The following is a 17,427-nucleotide window of genomic DNA, read 5'->3' as shown; positions in this document are numbered from 1 at the left end:
TGCGGGGCACGGCTTCCGCAACAACATGCCGGCACGGTGCGATGCGATTCACGCGGACTGCGAGCGTTCCTGCAGTCCGTCGGCGATCAGGGTACAGCTCACCACCACGACGACCAGGGCAATCCCGGGCGCCAGTCCGACCCACGGCGCATTGACGACGGTATCTCTGCCCGATGCGATCAACGACCCCCATGAGGCCGCCGGAGGCTGCACTCCAAGTCCGAGAAACGATAGCCCCGCCTCAAGGGTAATGGCGTTGCCGATACCGAGCGTGACGGCGGCGAGGACCGGCGGTGCGATGTGCGGCACGATGTGCTCCGCGAGGAGCCGGAACCTTCCCGCACCGAGGGCTTCGGCACCTGAGACATACGGCCGACCGAGCTGGGCGCGTACATCGGCGTACACCAGCCGCGCAATCGGCATCCAGCCGGTGACGCCAAGAACGGCGATGACCTGCAGCGCGCTCGGCGGCCACAACGCGGCGAGAAGGAGGAGGAGGACGACGCGCGGCACGCCGAGGGCGAAATCGGTGACCGCGAGAAGGGCCGTTGCAACCGCGCCACCCACGAAGGCTGCCACCGCGCCGACGGCCACACCGATCAGCAGCGAGATCGCCATCGTGAGCAGGCCGACGCTCAGGGAAATCCGTGCCCCTTCCCAGAGACGCGACCAGACATCGCGACCGAGACGATCGGTCCCGAGGAGGTGCATCGCGTGTCCGGCGTCGCGCGCCAGCGGCGGCAGGAAGCGGCTCGCGACGACGTTCGCCGGCATCGACGATGGCGCGACGATCGGCACGATGATCGCGGCGACGGCGCAGGCGGCGAGAATGGTCGCGCCGACGATCGTCGGGATGTCGCCGCGCAGCCGCCGTGATTCAGCCAACGGTGTCACCGTCGCGGCGCGTCCGCGGGTCGACGACTTCGCCGAGCGCGTCAGCCGCAAGGTTGCCGGCGACCACCAGCACCGCGCTCACCGTCGCCGCCGCCATCACGACGGGGTAGTCGCGCGCCTGGACCCCGTGCACCATCAGCTGCCCGACGCCGGGCCACGCGAACACCGACTCCACGAACACCGTGCCGGAGAAGAACGCCGGTAGCGAGAGGCCGAGGAGGGTGACGACGGGGACCAGGGCGTTGCGAAGCTGATGCCGGACAACCGTGCGCAGCGAACCGACGCCCTTCGCGCGCGCCACGACGAGAAACGGGGCATCGCGCAGGTCGCGCATTGATGCGCGCACGAACCGGGCTGCGCCGCCAAAGCCGATCAGCGTCAACGTCAGAAGCGGCAGTGCCAGATGCCGCAACCGGTCGCTGATCTGCCCGCCGACTCCGAGATAATCGGCATCGAGCCCGCTCGCTCCGAACGACGGAAGCACCCGGAGCCAGTAGGTGAAGATCATGACGAGGACGAGCGCGAGCCAGTACGCCGGCATGGCATTGAACGCGACCGCAACCGCCGTGACGACGCCCTCGAGATTGCGCCGTCGCGCGTTGGCCTGCCAGGCGCCGACGGCGATGCCGATCAGCCAGGTCAGCGTGAGCGAGAGGGCGACGAGCGCCGCGGTTGCCGGCCACGCGTCGGCAAGGAGCGAGGCGACTCGCCGACCGGTGGAGATGCTCGTGCCGAAATCGCCGTGGAGCGCGCGACCGATCCAGGCGACGTACTGGACGATGAGCGGCCGGTCCAGGCCCATCGCGTGGCGAACGGCCGCGACCTGCGCGGTCGTTGCCGCCGGCCCGAGGAGTCGCGTGACCGGGTCGCCAGGAGCGACATGAAGGAGGACAAAGGTGAGCGAGACCACGCCGAGGATGACGGCGGCTGCACGAATCAGCGCGACGGCCGGGCCTCTCGACATGCGAAGAATGTAGACTTGAGGGTGCGCCGCCGCTGCCTCCTCGCCATCTCCGTGCTCATCGCCGGCTGTTCCGGCCTCGCGACACGCCGCGGCGCCACCGTGGTCTTTGCCTCCGGCGCCGATCTGCAGAGCATCGACCCGCTCCTCACGGCGCACCCGTTGGCGAAGCAGGTGCAGCGCTACGTGCTCCTTACCACGCTGGTCCGGTACGATTCCGCGATGCAGGTCACCCCATACCTCGCGCGCCACTGGGAGTGGTCGCCGGACTCGACCGCGCTGACGCTGCACCTTACCTCGGCGGTGCGGTGGGACGACGGCGCGCCGACCACTGCACGAGACGCTGCCTGGACGCTACTGGCCGCCCGGGATCCTGCGACCGGATATCCTCGCCAGAGCGAACTCGCGGCGCTCGACACGGCCGTTGCACTCGACGACTCCACGCTCCGGATCTCATATACCCGGCCGCAGCACGGCATCGGCGACGTGTTGACCGACCTCGCCATGCTCCCGGCCCATCTGCTCGACACGATACCGCACGGCCAGTTGCGGCGTGCCGCCTGGAACGTGACGCCGGTCGGGAACGGTCCGTTTTCGTTCGTATCGCACCAGCCGAATCGACGCTGGGTGTTCGCCGCCAATCCCCACTTCCCCGCAGAGCTCGGTGGGCCGCCGCGGATCGACCGCCTGGTAATCGCCGTCGTCGACGAACCAACCACGAAGCTCGCAGCACTCACCTCCGGCGAACTCGACTTCGCCGGCATTCAGCCGGCGCACGCGGCATTCGTGCGGCGCGACCCACGCCTTGCCGTGATCGAATATCCGCTCCTGCTCAGTTACGCCGTCGTCTTCAACACTCGCAGAGCGCCGTTCGATAACGTGGCGATGCGTCGCGCCATCTCGCAGGTGCTCGATCGCCGCACCATCGTGAACGGCTATCTCTACGGTTTCGGGACGCCAGCGTTCGGCCCGACGGCAACCTCTACCGCCGATACCGGCGCCGACGGCGTTGCCCGGCGCACGCTGCGCGATCGGAGGATCCAGTTCGAACTGCTCACGGTCGGCAGCGGCGAAGCCGCCCTCGAACAGATGGTGCAGGCGCAGCTCGCGGCTGCCGGTGTCACGATGACCATCAGACAACTCGAACTGACATCGTTCCTCGATCGCGTGCAGGGCGTGACGCATGACTTTGACGCCGCGGTCATGGGGATCACCGGCGATCCCGGACTGGGTCAGCTCGCGCCGCTGCTCACCGCCACCGGGATCACGCCGCCGGCGACGATCGCGCAGCAGCTCCAGTTCTTCGCCGACAGTGTCCCCGCGGCGTTTCTCTACGATGCGCGTGGCGTGCAGGGGATGAACCGGCGGATCCTCGGCGTGCAAATGGATCTTCGCGGCGAACTCCCCACCATTACACAATGGCACGTGGCGCAATGACGATGCGCGACAAGCAATCGATCGTCGTGTCCGCACCGGTGCGTCTCGATTTCGCCGGCGGATGGACCGATGTCGCGCCGTTTGCGACCACCGAGCGCGGCCGGGTCGTGAACGCCGCGATCGACCTGCGCACACGCGTCGAATTGCGGTGCGACCATGATCGCTACGAACTGGTCGCCGGCGATGTGGGCAGTCGTTGTACCGGATCCGATGTCACGGCTCTCTCCAGTGACGGCGTCTTCACGTTGCCGAAAGCGGCGATCGGCCGCGCACGCCTCGGGCCATGCATGCTCCGGACATCCGCCACGGCTCCGGCTGGTTCGGGGCTCGGCAGCTCGGGAGCACTCAGCGTCGCGCTGGTACACGCGTGCAATGCGGCGACCGATTCCGTTGCGTCGCCGATCGAGACCGCGGAATCAGCGTGGACGCTCGAAACGATCGACGCTGCGGTCGCGGGAGGAAAGCAGGATCAGTTCGCCGCGGCTCTCGGTGGTTTCAACTTCCTCGCCTTTGATCGCGACGGCACCCAAGCGACCGCGTTGGCACTGGATCCGGACTTCGCAGCGACGCTCGCCCGACACACCGTGCTCTGCTACACCGGCCAATCACGCTTTTCCGGCCAGACGATCACTCGTGTCATGGCCGCATATGCGGCCGGTGACCGCGCCGTCGCCGGTGCGTTGCGCGGCATGGCTGAGTGTGCGACGGCGATGGCGGAGGCGCTCCTGGCGCGCGATCTCATCGGCGTCGGGCGCGTGCTGCAGGCCAACTGGCTGCATCAGCTGCAACTCGACGCTGCAATGCGGACCCCCGCGATGGCGGCGCTCGAGAAGACGATGGAGCGTGTCGGCGCCGTGGGCGGAAAGGCCGCTGGCTCCGGAGCCGGTGGTTCCATGTTCTTCATCGTCCCCGACAACCCTGCCCCGGCGATCGCCGCCGCACAGGCCGCCGGCGCCCGCGTCCTTCCCGTTGTCTGGGCGCGGGATGGCGTCCGGGCCGAATGACCTGCCATCCACGCCGATCGATCCCGCTAACATTCCTGCAATGCTAGATCTCGACGCCCTGACCGAACGCCGCCAGCTGATCGATAGGTCCGCGGATCTGTCGCTCCTCCGCGACCGGCTGGTGGAGCGGGCGACTCCCGTGCTGGACCGGATGCCGATCGTCCCGCAGGCCAAGGCGCTCCTTTCGCGGGATGGCGGCGTCTGCCCCGACGATGGCGCCCCGCTCGCCTTCGATCCGTGGAGCCCGGAGCGTCATCGCTGCCCGGTCTGCGACACCTCGTTCAGCGGTCCTCGCCATCATGCCCACTGGGCCCGCGCGCAGCACCTCTGGGTCGCCGAGCGCGCGGCACATCTGGCAACGGTGTGCGCGATGACCGGGCGAGAGGATGCCGGTGTACGCGCGCGCGACATCCTGGCGGCGTACTACACGCTCTATTTCGAGCTCCCCAACCAGGACAACGTTCTCGGGCCGACGCACCTCTTCTTCTCGACCTATCTCGAGTCGATCTGGTTGCTCGACTATCTCTCCGCCGCATTCATCCTTCGCGAGCTTGATCTCCTCGATGAGGACGATATCGAGCGGATCAGCGCCATCGCGGACGAAGCCGCGACCCTCATTGGTGAATTCAACGAGGGGTTGTCCAACCGCCAGGCGTGGAACAGTGCAGCGCTGACCGCGGTCGCCGTCTGGTTTGGTGACGAAGAACTCGCGCTCACCGCGATCGAGGGGCGCACCGGGCTCCTCGGCCTCCTCGGCACCGGATTCCTGCGCGACGGAATGTGGTTCGAAGGGGAGAACTACCACCTCTTCGCGATGCGCGGACTGATGGTCGGGCTGCAATGGGCCGCGGCGGCTGGTGCACCACTGCTTGATGACGACGCAGTGGCATCGCACCTCGCCGAGGCCCTCATGGCTCCCGCCGACACCTCACTCCCCGATCTGACATTTCCGGCGCGGAAGGATTCCCGGTACGGCGTCTCGCTGGCGCACCCTGCGTATGTCGAAACGTGGGAAGCGGGGCGCGCTGCCCTCGGCGATCGCGCACCGGGCCACGTTACCGAGTGGCTTGCGGCCCTCTACGCCTCACCTCCGCGCGAGGAGGCGACGTACGACTCGTACCTCCACGACGCCGGCCTGCCGCTTCCCGCCGCGCGGAGTCGGTCGGAGCTCTCGTGGTGGGCGCTGCTGACGATTCCACCGGAACTCCCCGCTCCTGCGGAACCGTGGAGCGGACATACCCGTCTCCTCGAAGACCAGGGACTGGCGGTCTTCCGGCGCGGCGACCGCTACGTGTCGCTCGAATGTGGCGGTACCACGGGCGGAGGGCACGGCCATCCGGATCGCCTGCATCTCACCGTGCACGCGGATGGCGTCCACTGGCTTGCCGATCCGGGCGCCGGATCGTACGTGATGCAGGATCTCTTCTGGTACCGGTCGACGATGGCGCACAATGCGCCGCTCGAGGATGGCCACGATCAACGGCGGGTCGAAGCTGCGCGGTGCGAAGCATTCGCGACGGAGGATGACTGGGCGTGGTGTGCCGCATCGTGGGGCGACGCACGGCGCCGCATCGTGATCGGACCCGACTGGCTCGTCGACCTGGTCACGTTCGAGTCGAGCGTGTCGCACCGGTTCGAGCTTCCATGGCACTTGCACGGCGACATTGCACTGGAACCATCCGGGCGCTGGATCGCCGAGCCGAGCACCAACGACTTTCTCTACGATGTCGAGCGATGCGAGGGGGACGGCGACCCTGGTGCACATACGCTCATCACTGCGATGGAGGGTTCGAAGGCTCTACGCGCGTGGTTCGCCGGCGACGGTGATCTGCTGCGAGCCCACGGCCCCGGGCTGCCCGGTGATCGCTCGCCGCGTCGGTTTCTGATTCGTCGTCAGAACGCCGATCATGCCGTGATGGCGGCGGTGATCGACTTCGGCGGTACGGTGACCGCTCTCGACGTCTCAGCGTCGACGGTTCACGTTCAGCAAGGTGACCTCACGACTACGATCGAACCCGGACCGTCGAGCGTGACCATCGCGCACGGCGCGCGACGTGTCACCCTCGGCGGAGGTCGTGCTGCGCCGCTCGGTCGCGCGACGTATGTCCTCGACCGACCGGTGCCGACCAGGGCAACCGCGATATGGATCGACGCGCCGCCGTCGCTCGACGGGACACTTGCCGGATTCAATCGCCGGATGCCGCTGGCCCTCGACGACGAGCATCAGTATTACCGGACGGAAGTCGCCTACGCTGGCCCCGAGTCGTTCTCCGCGACGGCGTACCTCAATTGGTCGGATCACGAACTGTATCTCGCCGTGAACGTCGTCAAGGACGAGATGATCCTCCGTCCCGAAGGTGCCGCACCTTTGCTGCTCGACAACGAACCGGACGACATCAACGCCGACGGGCTGCAGATCTATTCCAACTTGCCCGGGAAGCACACCGACGGCTGGCTGGTTCGCCTCGCGGAGGGCGGCGCCGTCGTGACTCGCTCCATTGGTACGACCGTTCGCGAAGCGCCGTCGGGTCGTTGGACTCGAACCGACAACGGCTACTGTGTCACGCTGCGGATCCCTGCGGCCGGGCTTGTCGATCTGCTGCGCAACGATCGGCCGGGCTTTGACCTGATCGTCAACGAGATGCGGCCCGATCGCGTGCGGCGTTCGGGGCAGCTGATCTGGAGCGGCGGACCGGGGTGGGCCTATCTGCGCGGCGATCGGCACGACCCCGCGCACCTCGGCGAGATCGAGCTCGCCTGATGGGCGTCGCGGGGTTCACGTCGACCGGCAGCAAACGACCGGACGTCCTGTTCGCAGCTGACGCGACCCGGATCCCGTTGCGGATGCAATCGAGTCATGGGTGCACCGTTCGCGACCGGGACGGGCGCGAGTACCTCGACTTCATCATGGGGTTGGGCTCCGTGGCGCTCGGATACGGTCATCCGGCCGTCACTGCGGCGGCGCTCGACGCCATCGATCGCGGCGTCACCGGGGCGCTCTCGCCGGTCGACGAAGAAGAGCTTGCGGCGCTCCTCGGTACCGCGATTCCCTGGATGCAGGAGATCCGGTTTCTCAAGACCGGCGCCGAGGCGGTTGCGGCTGCCGTCCGCCTCGCCCGGGTGCGAACCGGTCGCGATCGCGTGCTGGGATGCGGCTACCACGGCTGGCTCGACTGGTGCAGCGACGCGCAGGGCGTACCGCAGTCGGTGCGCGCGTCGTACGGTAGTGTCCCGTTCAACGACTGCGACGCGGCGATTCATGCCATCCGCGCGGCAGGCGACTCGCTTGCGTGCGTCGTCGTCGAACCGGTCATCGAAGCCCCTCCCACTCTCGAATGGCTGCAGACACTCCGCCAGGAGAGCGCACGCTGCGGCGCGTTGCTCGTCTTTGATGAGATCAAGACGGCGTTCCGCCTTGCGATTGGTGGTGCGGCGGAGCGCTGGGGAGTGGTCCCGGATCTCATGGTGATCGGAAAGGCGCTTGCCAACGGGTTTCCGCTCGCGGCTGTGGGAGGATCGCGCGAGGTGATGCGGGCAATCGCACAGACCTGGATTTCCTCGACCGCTGCAACGGAGTTCGTCGCGCTCGCCGCCGCGACCGCCGTCCTTGGCGTCTTTCAGCGTGAACGGGTCACCGAGCACCTGGCAGCCCGCGGTGACCGGCTCTGGCGCGGACTCACGGTGCTGGCGGAACGCCACGACGGGGTCGTCGCCAGCGGCATTCCCGAGATGTGCTACCTCCGGTTTGACGACGACGAATGCGGACGCCGGATGGCCGTCGCCGCCGCAGGGAGAGGACTCCTGTTCAAGCGCAGCGCCTACAACTTCGTGTCGCTGGCACACGGCGACGACGAGATTGACCGTGCCATGGCTACCCTCGACGAGATTCTCCGGCAATGCTGATCGACGTGCACGCGCATTTCTACCAGGCCGCCGGAGGGCGGGCCGATTGGCAGGAGCGCAACGCGTCTCGGCTGAAGGCCGGCGCCACGATCGGCATCACCCGGCATGTTGCATCGATACTCGGCACCTGGGGACGGACCTCACCGACGTATTTCCCATCCCCGGACGATGTGCGCACCGGAAACGATGCGCTCCTGGAGTTGATCGGCGCGCACCCCGGCGTCATCAGCGGCTACGCGTGCGTCAATCCGAACTACACCCGCCATGCCCTCGATGAGATCGCGCGATGCCTTGCCGCGGGGATGATCGGCATCAAGCTCGCCGCCAGCCGCCGCGCCGACGACCCGCTGGTCGACGAGATCGCCGCGGCAGCATCACGACATGGCGTACCGATCCTGCATCACATCTGGCAGCATCGCCGACGCGAGTGGCCTGCCCAGGAAGCGTCCGACGGTCTCGAACTCGCCCGCCTGGCGCGCCGCCATCCCGACGTGGCGTTCATTCTCGCGCACATCGGCGGCGGTGGCGAATGGGCCCATACACTGGCCGCAACCCGCGCCGACGACAACATCTACATCGACCTGTCGGGAAGCGGCGTGGACGGCGGAATGCTCGAGGCGTGTATCGCAATGGTTGGCGCGGGACGACTTCTCTGGGGGTGCGACATCACGATGTGCACCGGATGGGCAAAGCTCCGCCACCTCGAGCGCATCCTTTCCACGGCGGACTACGAGCGCGTCTGCTGGCGCAACGCCGCAGCGATCTTTCCCCGGGGTGCTTTCACCGCATGAGCCAGATCGATGTCAACACGTTTATCGGAACGTACCCGTTCCGCGACATCGGAGCGTGGGACGCCGCAACGCTCGTCGCCACCTGCGCCGCGGCCGGCGCGACGTCGGCATGGGTGTCGCATCTAGGCGCCGCCTACTGGACCGATCCCGCGAGCGGCAACGCCGCCCTCTATCACGCCGCTGATGCGCACTCGATGTTGCGACCGATCCCCGCGGTTCATCCGGGGCGTCCGGGATGGGAGTCGGTGCTCGACGAGGCGCAGCGGCGCGGGGTACCCGCCGTGCGCTGCGATCCGACGTGGTACGGGCTTCCTCCAGCGGGGACCGAGGTACAGCGACTTGCCGACGCCGCGGGGACGCGCGGAATCCCGGTGATGATGTGCATGCGCCTGGAAGACATTCGCCAACGGCACCCGAACGACGCGGCGCAGGACCTTCCCACGTGGGCGGTGCGCACCCTCATCCGCGCTGCTCGCGATACGCGCTTCATCATCACCCATGCCGACCGCGATTTCATCGAGCAGGTGCACTTCGGATCGACGCCGGAGGAGGCGGAGCGGATTCTCTGGGATATCTCCTGCATCTGGGGACCGCCGGAGGATCACCTCGAACTGCTGCTGCGCACCGTCGGCACCTCGCGCTTCACCTACGGGACCGGTGTGCCGCTGCGGTTGGCGGAGACAGCGATGGCGAAAATCGATCTGCTGCAGCTTGCGCCCGTCGATCGGGAGCGGCTGCTCTCATCGAATCTTGGAGCGTTCTGCAACCGCTGAGGAACCGGATCACCTCATCCAGCGATCGATGCGCTCGGCAACGAACGCATCGTCGGTAAGACCGGGATACGCCGCGCAGACCCGATCGATCTCGGCCATCTGCCCTGGTGAAAAGCCCTCCGCCGGATCAAGACACCACGTCCCGGCCAGCAGTCCCTGCCGCCGCAGGATTTCGTGAATCCCCGGGATGCAGCCGCGGAAATCGTGCGCCGCGTCGAACACCGCACCATTCGCGTCGGTCGTCGCCGCCGCGAGTTGCAGCAGTTGCGCGGGGATCGCCCGCCGGTCCGTGACAATCCGGTGACAGCGTCGATGCAGTTCCACTGCTCGGCGCGTCCAGAACGCCCAGTGGCCGAGAAGGCCGCCGACGACTTGAATCGAGCGACCAGCGCCCGCAGGAAATCGGGTCAGGAGGTCGACGACGATATGATCATCGTTTCCGGTGTACAATGCGATCTCGCGCTCTCGTCCCGAATCGGCGACGGCGCGGATGACCACCTGCGTTGCGTATCGATTGAATGGCGCAATCTTGATCGCAACCACACCAGGTATCTCCGCAAAATCGCGCCAGAAGCGATAGCCGAGGACTCGGCCGCCGACCGACGGTTGGAGATAGAAGCCGATCACCGGAAGGATCTCGGCGATCGCGCGCGCATGAATGACGAGCGCGTCGTCCGTTGTCGCGCCTAGACCATTGAAACCGAGCAGCACCGCATCGTAGCCGAGAGTCCGGGCGAGCGTCGCTTCGTGGCGTGCCTGGGCGCGGCCACCGATGACACCCGCGATCAGGAGTGGCGCAGCGCGACGTGACGGATGGTCGCGGACGGTATCGCGGGCCAGCTCCAGGACCGGCCGGAGAAGCCCGCGACGCGGCTCGTGCATTGCGAATTGCGTTGTATGCACGCCGACGGCAACGCCGCCAGCACCGGCGTCGATGTAGTAGCGCGTCAGCGCGCGCTGCCGGCGCTCATCGAGCGTGCGCCGCGCGGTGAGCGCAAGCGGATGCGCCGGGATCACCAGTCCGTCGGCAAGCCGCGCTCGAACGCTGGTCAAAAGGTCCCTTCGCGCTCGGTGAAATGCGTCGGACGGCCGAGCGATCGACCACCCGCAGCCATCCACTCAGCGACATGCTCGATCATCTCGGAGATGCCGACCGGCGGCGCGCCGAAGAGTCGTACGGACTCCGACGCGTCGCTGAGCAACGCTGTCGCCGCCTCATCTCCGGTGAATCGCGGCGCGACATCAAATCGGCGCCCGAACGCTTCGGCCAGCTCGCGAACCGACAGCACGACGGCGCCAGTGACGTTCAGCATCAACGGCGGGACAGCACACTGCCGGAGAAGCCGGAGCGCGACGGCGTTGGCATCGCGCTGCCAGATCAGGTTCACATATCCCATCGCCAGGTCGATCGGCCGGCGGCCGCGGACCGCGTCGGCGATGTCGCGGAGCACACCGTATCGCGGTTCGATGGCGTAGTTGAGTCGCGCAATCGCCATCGGTGTGCGGTGGCGCTCGCTGAAGAATTCGAACACCCGTTCGCGGGCAAGGGCGGCGACCGCGTAGTCTCCGACCGGGGCCACCGGATCGCGCTCGGTTGGCCCCGGCCCGGGCGCGGGATGGAGCGGATAGACGTTGCCGGTCGAGAAGGCCACGATGCGAGATTGGCGATACCGGTCGGCAATGACTCCGGGGAGGTACGCATTGGTTGCCCACGTCGCGGCAGCGTTGTCGCGGGTGCCGAACTTCCTGCCGGCCATGTACACGACGTTCGGCGCGTCGGGAAGTGCAGCGACGGCATCAGCGTCGAATAGATCGCAGCTGATCGTCTCCGCCCCCGACGCGTCGAGTGCGGCGCGCGTCGAAGGATCGGAAAATCGGGAGACTGCAACGACCCGCCGCGGCGTTGCGGCGTCTTGTGTCGCTCGGCGCGCCAGTCGCACCAGCGACGGCCCCATCTTGCCGCCAGCGCCGAGGACGATGATGTCACCGTCGACCTGGCGCAGATCCGACACCAGGTCCGGTGTCGGATCGGAAAGAATCTCCTCGAGATCGGCTTCGGTCACTGGAGGTGCGGGTCCCCCTTGTCCTCCTTGCCGCCGATTCCCTGCTGGACATCGCTTCCGCCGTTGATCCGCTCGACGTGCAGCGTCTGGCGGTAGCTGTGGCCGCCGACCGTCATCGTGACGAGATAATCCCCGGTGCCGACCAGTGAGCCGGCGCCCCCGCGACCGCCACCGCCGCCGCCCCGCCCGCCGCGACCACCTGCCGGCGGCTTGATGCCGATGATGTCGAAGATCTTGATGACGTTGGCGGATTCCGGTCCTCCGGGCCCACCGCCGGCGCCTTCACCGTTGGGAACGCCGCCGCGCGGGGCGACCTCAGCCGGCCTGGCGCAGAACGAATCCCACATCGTCAGCGGCCGCTCGCATGCGCCGTTCCCGCGCCCACCGCCTGCAGCAGGGCCGCCACCCCGGCCTCCACGCCCGCCGCGGCCAGCAGCGTCCGCGGAGTCGCCGGCGGGGCGCAGCAACGTGCGCGCCCGCGCGATCGCCGCGGTGTCGAACCTGGCGCGCTGCAACGAGTCGAGGACGATCGGCGCGCGCACTGCCCGAAGGATGCTGTCGCGCCGCTCGGAGGGCGTCAGCGGTGCCGGTGCCGCGGGCGGGACGCGCCCTTGATAGTTCCAGGTCACGTCGTGAATGCCGGCTCCACTGGGGCCGTTCATCGAGGCGAGCGTGTCTCCAGCGACGTTGGTGACCACGAATCGCACCGGTCCCGTCTCGGTTCCCGTCAGGCGGTACGACAGGTCGGCGCCGTACGCCGGACTCGGAATCGCAAAGAACGCCTGTCCGTTCCCGTTGCCCGATTGCATCAGCGCTGGCCCTTCGCCCCACTGATAGCCCGTCTTCGGTTCGAAGAGGTACGTCCCGGCAGCGAGTGTTGCAGACGTCATCTGCTCGAGCGGTGCGACGTCGACGATCCAGAAACCGCGGCCATGCGTGGCGGCGATCAACTCGTGATCACGCGGATGAATCTTCAGGTCGAAGACCGGAACCGACGGCAGGCTGCTGGCAAAGCGATTCCACGTGGCGCCGCGATCGAGCGACACGTACGCGCTGATCGACGTCCCGACGAAGAGGAGGTTCTGATTGCGGGGATCCTCACGGATCACGTGGACGAAATCGCCAACACCGTCGTGCGGCAGGTTGTTGACGATCGACTTGAAGCTGTGGCCGCCGTCATTCGTGACATAGAGGTACGGCGTGAAATCGTTGCGACGATGGTTGTCGAATGCCACCCAGAAGGTCAACGTGTCGAAGTGCGATGGTTCGATCCGGTTGACGTAGACCTGGTTGTCGGGAAGTCCGGGAAACCGTCCGGTGAGATTCTCCCACGCTGCGCCGTCGTTGTGCGACATCCAGACGTTGCCGTCGTCAGTCCCCGCGAAGAGCATCCCCGGCTTGAGATACGATTCCGCCAGCGTCACCACCGTGCCGTACGTTTCCGCTCCGGTGGCATCGAGTGTCACGCCACCGGTCCACGTGGTGGACGTATCGATCTTCGCCTGTTCCTTCTTCGACAGGTCGGGCGAGATCAACTGGAAGTTCTCACCGCGTTGCGTCGACTTGAGCACGCGGTTGCCACCGAAGTAGATCACCGACGGATTGTGCGGTGACAGAATGAACGGCGAGTTCCAGTTGAACCGCAGTGCCAGGTCGACCGAATCCTGCCGCTGCTGGGCACGAAGCTTCGCGATGGCGGCGTTGGTCTCTTTCGATGCCGCCTTGAGTGGATCGCCGCGCACCACCGCGATCGAATCCTCCCACTTGCGGTACTGATCGGTCCAGGTCGGCTTGCGGAAGCCGAGCTGCTCGCCGGTCTTGAGGTTGACTCGGCTGGCACTGCCGCCCTGCGATTCGCCATAGACCACATCGGGGTCGGTCGGATCCTGTGCGGTATAGAATCCGTCGCCGCCGTGAATCGTGAACCAGTAGGCGTTGCTGACACCGCCAGTGCGGCGCCGGCTCGGCCCGCACCAGGCGCCGTTGTCCTGCGCGCCGCCGCAGATGTTGTACGGCACCGCGTAGTCGTAGCTCACTTCGTAGAATTGTCCGATCGGCAGATTCTGGCCCTGCGAGAAGTTGCCGCCGCGATCAAAGGTGATGGCGACGCCACCGTCGTTCCCTACGACCCACCGCTCCGGGTCATGCGGATCGATCCAGAGGGCATGGTCGTCGACGTGCACCTGCTGCGCCGCGTTGCGCGCGGTCTTGCCGCCGTCGTCCGACACCTGCAGCTCGGTCGACGAGAAGTAGACGCGATCGGGGTTCTTCGGATCGACGCGGACCTGCGAGTAGTAGAACGGCCGCGTGTCGGTGTGATTCATCTGGGTCCACGTCTTGCCGGCGTCGGTCGAGCGATAGAGTCCGGTCGCGCGAGGCGCACGAGCGGGGGTGTACCCGCCACCCTTCTGGGTATCGGCGGCTTCCGTCAATGCGTAGACGATGTCGGGGTTCGACGGCGCGAGCGCCAGCCCGATCCGCCCCTTGACCCCATCAGGAAAGCCATTCCCCTTGATCTCCGACCACGTCGCGCCGGCGTCAGTCGACTTCCAGAGTCCCGACCCCGGGCCGCCGCTCTTGAGCGAGTACGGCGTCCGGAGCCGCTCCCACGCTGCGGCGTAGATCACGTCAGGGTTGCGCGGATCGAGCGTCACATCGACGAAACCGGCCTTGTCGCTGATGAACTTGACCAGCTTCCAGGTCTTCCCGCCGTCGATCGTCTTGTAGAGCCCGCGCTCCGGATTCGCCTTCCACGCCGCGCCGAGGGCGGCGACGTACACCGTGTTGGGGTCGCGCGGGTCGACAACGATCCGCCCGATGTGCTGTGTCTCCTTCAACCCCATGAAGTTCCAGGTGACGCCGCCATCAGTCGACTTGTAGATCCCGGCACCGGGCTCGATCGTGTTGCGCGAATTCGGCTCGCCCGTTCCGGCCCACACCTGCATGGTATCCGACGGCGCGATCGCGAGCATCCCCATCGAAATGACGCGCTTGTCGTCGAAGACTGGTCGCCACGTCTGGCCGTTGTTGGTCGATTTCCAGATCCCGCCCCCAGCCGCGGCGACAAAGAGGGTCTTGGAAGGCCCCGGTATTCCCGCCACGTCGGAGACGCGCCCCATGAAGTTCGCGGGGCCGACATTGCGCCACCGAAGACCGGCGAGCGCCGCCGAATCGAGTCCCTGAGCGCCGAGCGGGGCGGCCGCAACGAGGACCAGCAGGCAGGAGCGAAGCTGTCGCATTGGAACACCTGGTTGGGTAGTTGGAGGTCGCCGAAAGATACTCACCAGCGGTATGAGCCGCGGCGCCGCAGTATTCTTCGATCCCCCGCCTGCAGCCAGGAATCCAATGGCCGACCACCTCACCCGTCGCGAAGCAGTCCAGCGACTCGGAGCCGTCAGCGCAGCACTCGCCGTTCCGGTGCGGCACTCCCTCGCGCCGGATCTCATCGTCGGAGGCACTCCGGTCGAGCTGTCGATTGCGGTTGTCTCGCCGGTGACAGTTCGCCTGACGATGCAGCCGCTCATCAATGGCAAGATTGTCCCGCTCCCCGACACAGGAGAGCTGGCGCAATCGAAGATCGGACGGGTCGCCGGACGCACGAGAACCGTGCATCGCGAACGGGCGGGCACGCTGGTTGTCGACGTGACCGCCGCGCCGCCGTCGATTCGGGTCACGAACGCCGACGGAAATCCGGTGCAGCAGCTGACCTTCGATCCGGTCCACGCTGGCGTCTCGTTTCAGGTCGGACCGGGTCCGCTCCTCGGTCTCGGCGAAGGCGGGCCGCAGTTTGACCGGCGTGGCACGGTCGAACGGATGATCAATGGATCCGACGGCTACCGACTTTCCACCAACGGAATCCGCGCGCCGATTCAATGGGTGATTTCCACTGGCACGTCCGCACTCTTCATTCATGCGCCTTCTGGTGCATTCGATTTCACCGGAGCAGACGCGACATTCGCACCACATCACGACACGCCAGCGCCGTTCGACTGCTTCGTGGTCGCCTCCGCCGATCCCGCCGTCGTGATGCGCGAATACGCGCGGATCACTGGATTCGCCGACATGCCGCCGCGCTGGGGATTCGGTTACCTGCAGTCGCATCGCACGCTCGCTGGTCCCACCGAGATTTTCGGCATCGCCGAGACCTTCCGGCAGAAGCGCCTCCCCTGCGACGCGCTGATCTATCTCGGTACCGAGTTCGCTCCGTCCGGTTGGAATACGCGTAACGGGGAGTTCACCTGGCATCCAGTCAACTTCCCCAATCCGCGACAGATGCTGTCGACCCTCCACGACAGGCATTTCAAGGTGGTGCTCCACAGCGTCATCGAAGGTCATCATCTGATCGGCAACATCCACAATCGGTGCACGGCGCCCGAGCCGAGTGGGCGGACCGCCGACAATCACTGGCCCGATGACCGTCACGTCGCCTGCTACTGGCCGTATCACAAGGGGCCGATGGACGACGGTGCCGACGGATGGTGGCCCGATCAGGGAGACGACTACGACGTGCCGTCGGAGATCAACCGGCACCGGATGTACTGGGAAGGAAGCCAGCAGTACCGGCCGAACGAGCGTCCGTTCGCCTTGCACCGCAACGCAGCCGCCGGTGTGCAGCGGTACGGATCGTTCATCTGGTCGGGTGACGTGCAGAGTCGCTGGGAAACGCTGAAGACCCACATCCCTGTCGCACTCAACGCGGGGCTCTCCGGGTTGCCGTTCTGGGGGACCGATATCGGCGGCTTCTCGCCGACGGCCGAATACACCGGCGAGCTGCACGTACGATGGTTCCAGTTCGGCGCCTTCTGTCCGCTCTTTCGCGCGCATGGGCGCAACTGGCACTTGCGGTTGCCGTGGGGATGGGACGGTGGAGACGGGGGCCCGCCGGAGTCAGGGAGATTCCACGTCGATCCCGCCGAGCTGCACAACGCTGCGGTCGAACCGATCTGCCGCCAGTATCTCGAACTCCGATCGCGATTGATGCCGTACCTGTACACCGCCGTCCGCGAGTGCCACGAGACGGGGATGCCGATCATGCGCGCGCTGTGGCTCCACTATCCCAACGATCCGGTCGCTGTGGCACGCGCCGACTGCTATCTCTGGGGCCGCGACCTGCTGGTGGCACCGGTGGTCGAGAAGGGCGCAACGTCGCGCAGCGTCTACCTGCCGCGCGGCGACTGGTTCGATTTCTGGACCGGCCAGCGTGTTGCGGGCGGTCGCGAACTTCAGCGTCCGGTCGACCTGGCGACGATACCGCTGTATCTGCGGGCCGGCGCCATCGTTCCGTTCGGGCCGGTCCGCCAGTACGTCGACGAGCCGGTTGACTCCGCCACGACGATCGCGATCTACCCCGGGACTGACGGCGATGCGCAGTGGTACGACGACGATGGTCATACCTTTGACTACCGTCGCGGCGAGTCGACAACACTCCGCTTAAAGTGGAACGACGCCGCCCGCATACTCTCGGTCAGTCTCGCCGCCGGCTCCTGGCCGCGAGGGACAGTGCCGCGGCGCCTCGACGTCCGGGTCATCGGCTCGAACAGCAGCGTTCCCGTAACCTTTTCGGGGCATCCGATCGAGATCAAGGTGTGATCTGAACGAACG

12 protein-coding genes are annotated in these 17,427 nt (G+C 66.8%); 7 read left to right on the top strand and 5 right to left on the bottom strand.

Translation table 11 applies throughout. The annotated features are described in order from the left end of the window. Nucleotides 1–48: 48 nt before the first annotated feature. Nucleotides 49–885, bottom strand: coding sequence for an ABC transporter permease (locus VGM20_08090; protein ID HEY4100822.1), 837 nt, complete (start codon nucleotides 883–885; stop codon nucleotides 49–51). Further along, the gene (locus tag VGM20_08085; GenBank protein ID HEY4100821.1) at nucleotides 878–1,858 is read right to left on the bottom strand and encodes an ABC transporter permease; all 981 of its coding nucleotides are present in this window, start codon (nucleotides 1,856–1,858) and stop codon (nucleotides 878–880) included. Before VGM20_08085 ends, VGM20_08090 begins: the two co-directional genes overlap by 8 nt. Nucleotides 1,859–1,879: 21 nt before the next feature. On the opposite strand from VGM20_08085, the gene VGM20_08080 reads away from it, so the two are divergent. The 6 genes from VGM20_08080 to VGM20_08055 are packed head-to-tail and all read left to right on the top strand — an operon-like array spanning nucleotide 1,880 to nucleotide 9,763. Further along, nucleotides 1,880–3,292, top strand: coding sequence for an ABC transporter substrate-binding protein (locus tag VGM20_08080; GenBank protein ID HEY4100820.1), 1,413 nt, complete (start codon nucleotides 1,880–1,882; stop codon nucleotides 3,290–3,292). Continuing rightward, the gene (locus VGM20_08075; protein ID HEY4100819.1) at nucleotides 3,274–4,296 is read left to right on the top strand and encodes a hypothetical protein; all 1,023 of its coding nucleotides are present in this window, start codon (nucleotides 3,274–3,276) and stop codon (nucleotides 4,294–4,296) included. Before VGM20_08080 ends, VGM20_08075 begins: the two co-directional genes overlap by 19 nt. A 40-nt stretch (nucleotides 4,297–4,336) precedes the next feature. Then, the gene (locus tag VGM20_08070; GenBank protein HEY4100818.1) at nucleotides 4,337–7,057 is read left to right on the top strand and encodes a heparinase II/III family protein; all 2,721 of its coding nucleotides are present in this window, start codon (nucleotides 4,337–4,339) and stop codon (nucleotides 7,055–7,057) included. Further along, nucleotides 7,057–8,199, top strand: coding sequence for an aminotransferase class III-fold pyridoxal phosphate-dependent enzyme (locus tag VGM20_08065; protein ID HEY4100817.1), 1,143 nt, complete (start codon nucleotides 7,057–7,059; stop codon nucleotides 8,197–8,199). The genes VGM20_08070 and VGM20_08065 overlap by 1 nt, the downstream gene beginning before the upstream one ends. Further along, on the top strand, nucleotides 8,193–8,990 hold the full coding sequence (locus tag VGM20_08060; GenBank protein HEY4100816.1) for an amidohydrolase family protein: 798 nt from the start codon (nucleotides 8,193–8,195) through the stop codon (nucleotides 8,988–8,990). The genes VGM20_08065 and VGM20_08060 overlap by 7 nt, the downstream gene beginning before the upstream one ends. Beyond that, entirely contained in the window at nucleotides 8,987–9,763 is a 777-nt protein-coding gene (locus VGM20_08055) for a hypothetical protein (protein ID HEY4100815.1), read from the top strand. The genes VGM20_08060 and VGM20_08055 overlap by 4 nt, the downstream gene beginning before the upstream one ends. A gap of 9 nt (nucleotides 9,764–9,772) precedes the next feature. On the opposite strand, the gene VGM20_08050 is transcribed toward VGM20_08055, so the two are convergent. The 3 genes from VGM20_08050 to VGM20_08040 are packed head-to-tail and all read right to left on the bottom strand — an operon-like array spanning nucleotide 9,773 to nucleotide 15,065. Next, nucleotides 9,773–10,816, bottom strand: a complete 1,044-nt coding sequence (locus VGM20_08050) for a dihydrodipicolinate synthase family protein (protein HEY4100814.1) — start codon at nucleotides 10,814–10,816, stop codon at nucleotides 9,773–9,775. After that, nucleotides 10,813–11,826: an NAD(P)-dependent oxidoreductase gene (locus VGM20_08045; protein HEY4100813.1), complete on the bottom strand. Its 1,014-nt coding sequence runs from the start codon at nucleotides 11,824–11,826 to the stop codon at nucleotides 10,813–10,815. The genes VGM20_08050 and VGM20_08045 overlap by 4 nt, the downstream gene beginning before the upstream one ends. After that, nucleotides 11,823–15,065 carry a hypothetical protein gene (locus tag VGM20_08040; GenBank protein ID HEY4100812.1) on the bottom strand — a complete coding sequence of 1,081 codons (3,243 nt, stop codon included), beginning with the start codon at nucleotides 15,063–15,065 and terminating at the stop codon, nucleotides 11,823–11,825. Before VGM20_08040 ends, VGM20_08045 begins: the two co-directional genes overlap by 4 nt. A gap of 106 nt (nucleotides 15,066–15,171) precedes the next feature. On the opposite strand from VGM20_08040, the gene VGM20_08035 reads away from it, so the two are divergent. Further along, the gene (locus VGM20_08035) at nucleotides 15,172–17,415 is read left to right on the top strand and encodes a TIM-barrel domain-containing protein (protein ID HEY4100811.1); all 2,244 of its coding nucleotides are present in this window, start codon (nucleotides 15,172–15,174) and stop codon (nucleotides 17,413–17,415) included. The last annotated feature ends 12 nt before the right edge of the window (nucleotides 17,416–17,427 follow it).

This window comes from Gemmatimonadales bacterium (genome assembly GCA_036500345.1).
Lineage (GTDB): Bacteria > Gemmatimonadota > Gemmatimonadetes > Gemmatimonadales > GWC2-71-9 > Palsa-1233.
This window is presented reverse-complemented; position numbering and strand designations above follow the sequence as displayed.

Excerpts from the sequence above, each read along its gene's own strand:
- VGM20_08070 (HEY4100818.1), top strand. The coding sequence starts at position 4,337 with ATGCTAGATCTCGACGCCCTGACCGAACGCCGCCAGCTGATCGATAGG.
- VGM20_08040 (HEY4100812.1), bottom strand. The coding sequence starts at position 15,065 with ATGCGACAGCTTCGCTCCTGCCTGCTGGTCCTCGTTGCGGCCGCCCCG.
- VGM20_08035 (HEY4100811.1), top strand. The coding sequence starts at position 15,172 with ATGGCCGACCACCTCACCCGTCGCGAAGCAGTCCAGCGACTCGGAGCC.
- VGM20_08055 (HEY4100815.1), top strand. The coding sequence starts at position 8,987 with ATGAGCCAGATCGATGTCAACACGTTTATCGGAACGTACCCGTTCCGC.
- VGM20_08075 (HEY4100819.1), top strand. The coding sequence starts at position 3,274 with ATGGCACGTGGCGCAATGACGATGCGCGACAAGCAATCGATCGTCGTG.
- VGM20_08060 (HEY4100816.1), top strand. The coding sequence starts at position 8,193 with ATGCTGATCGACGTGCACGCGCATTTCTACCAGGCCGCCGGAGGGCGG.
- VGM20_08065 (HEY4100817.1), top strand. The coding sequence starts at position 7,057 with ATGGGCGTCGCGGGGTTCACGTCGACCGGCAGCAAACGACCGGACGTC.
- VGM20_08085 (HEY4100821.1), bottom strand. The coding sequence starts at position 1,858 with ATGTCGAGAGGCCCGGCCGTCGCGCTGATTCGTGCAGCCGCCGTCATC.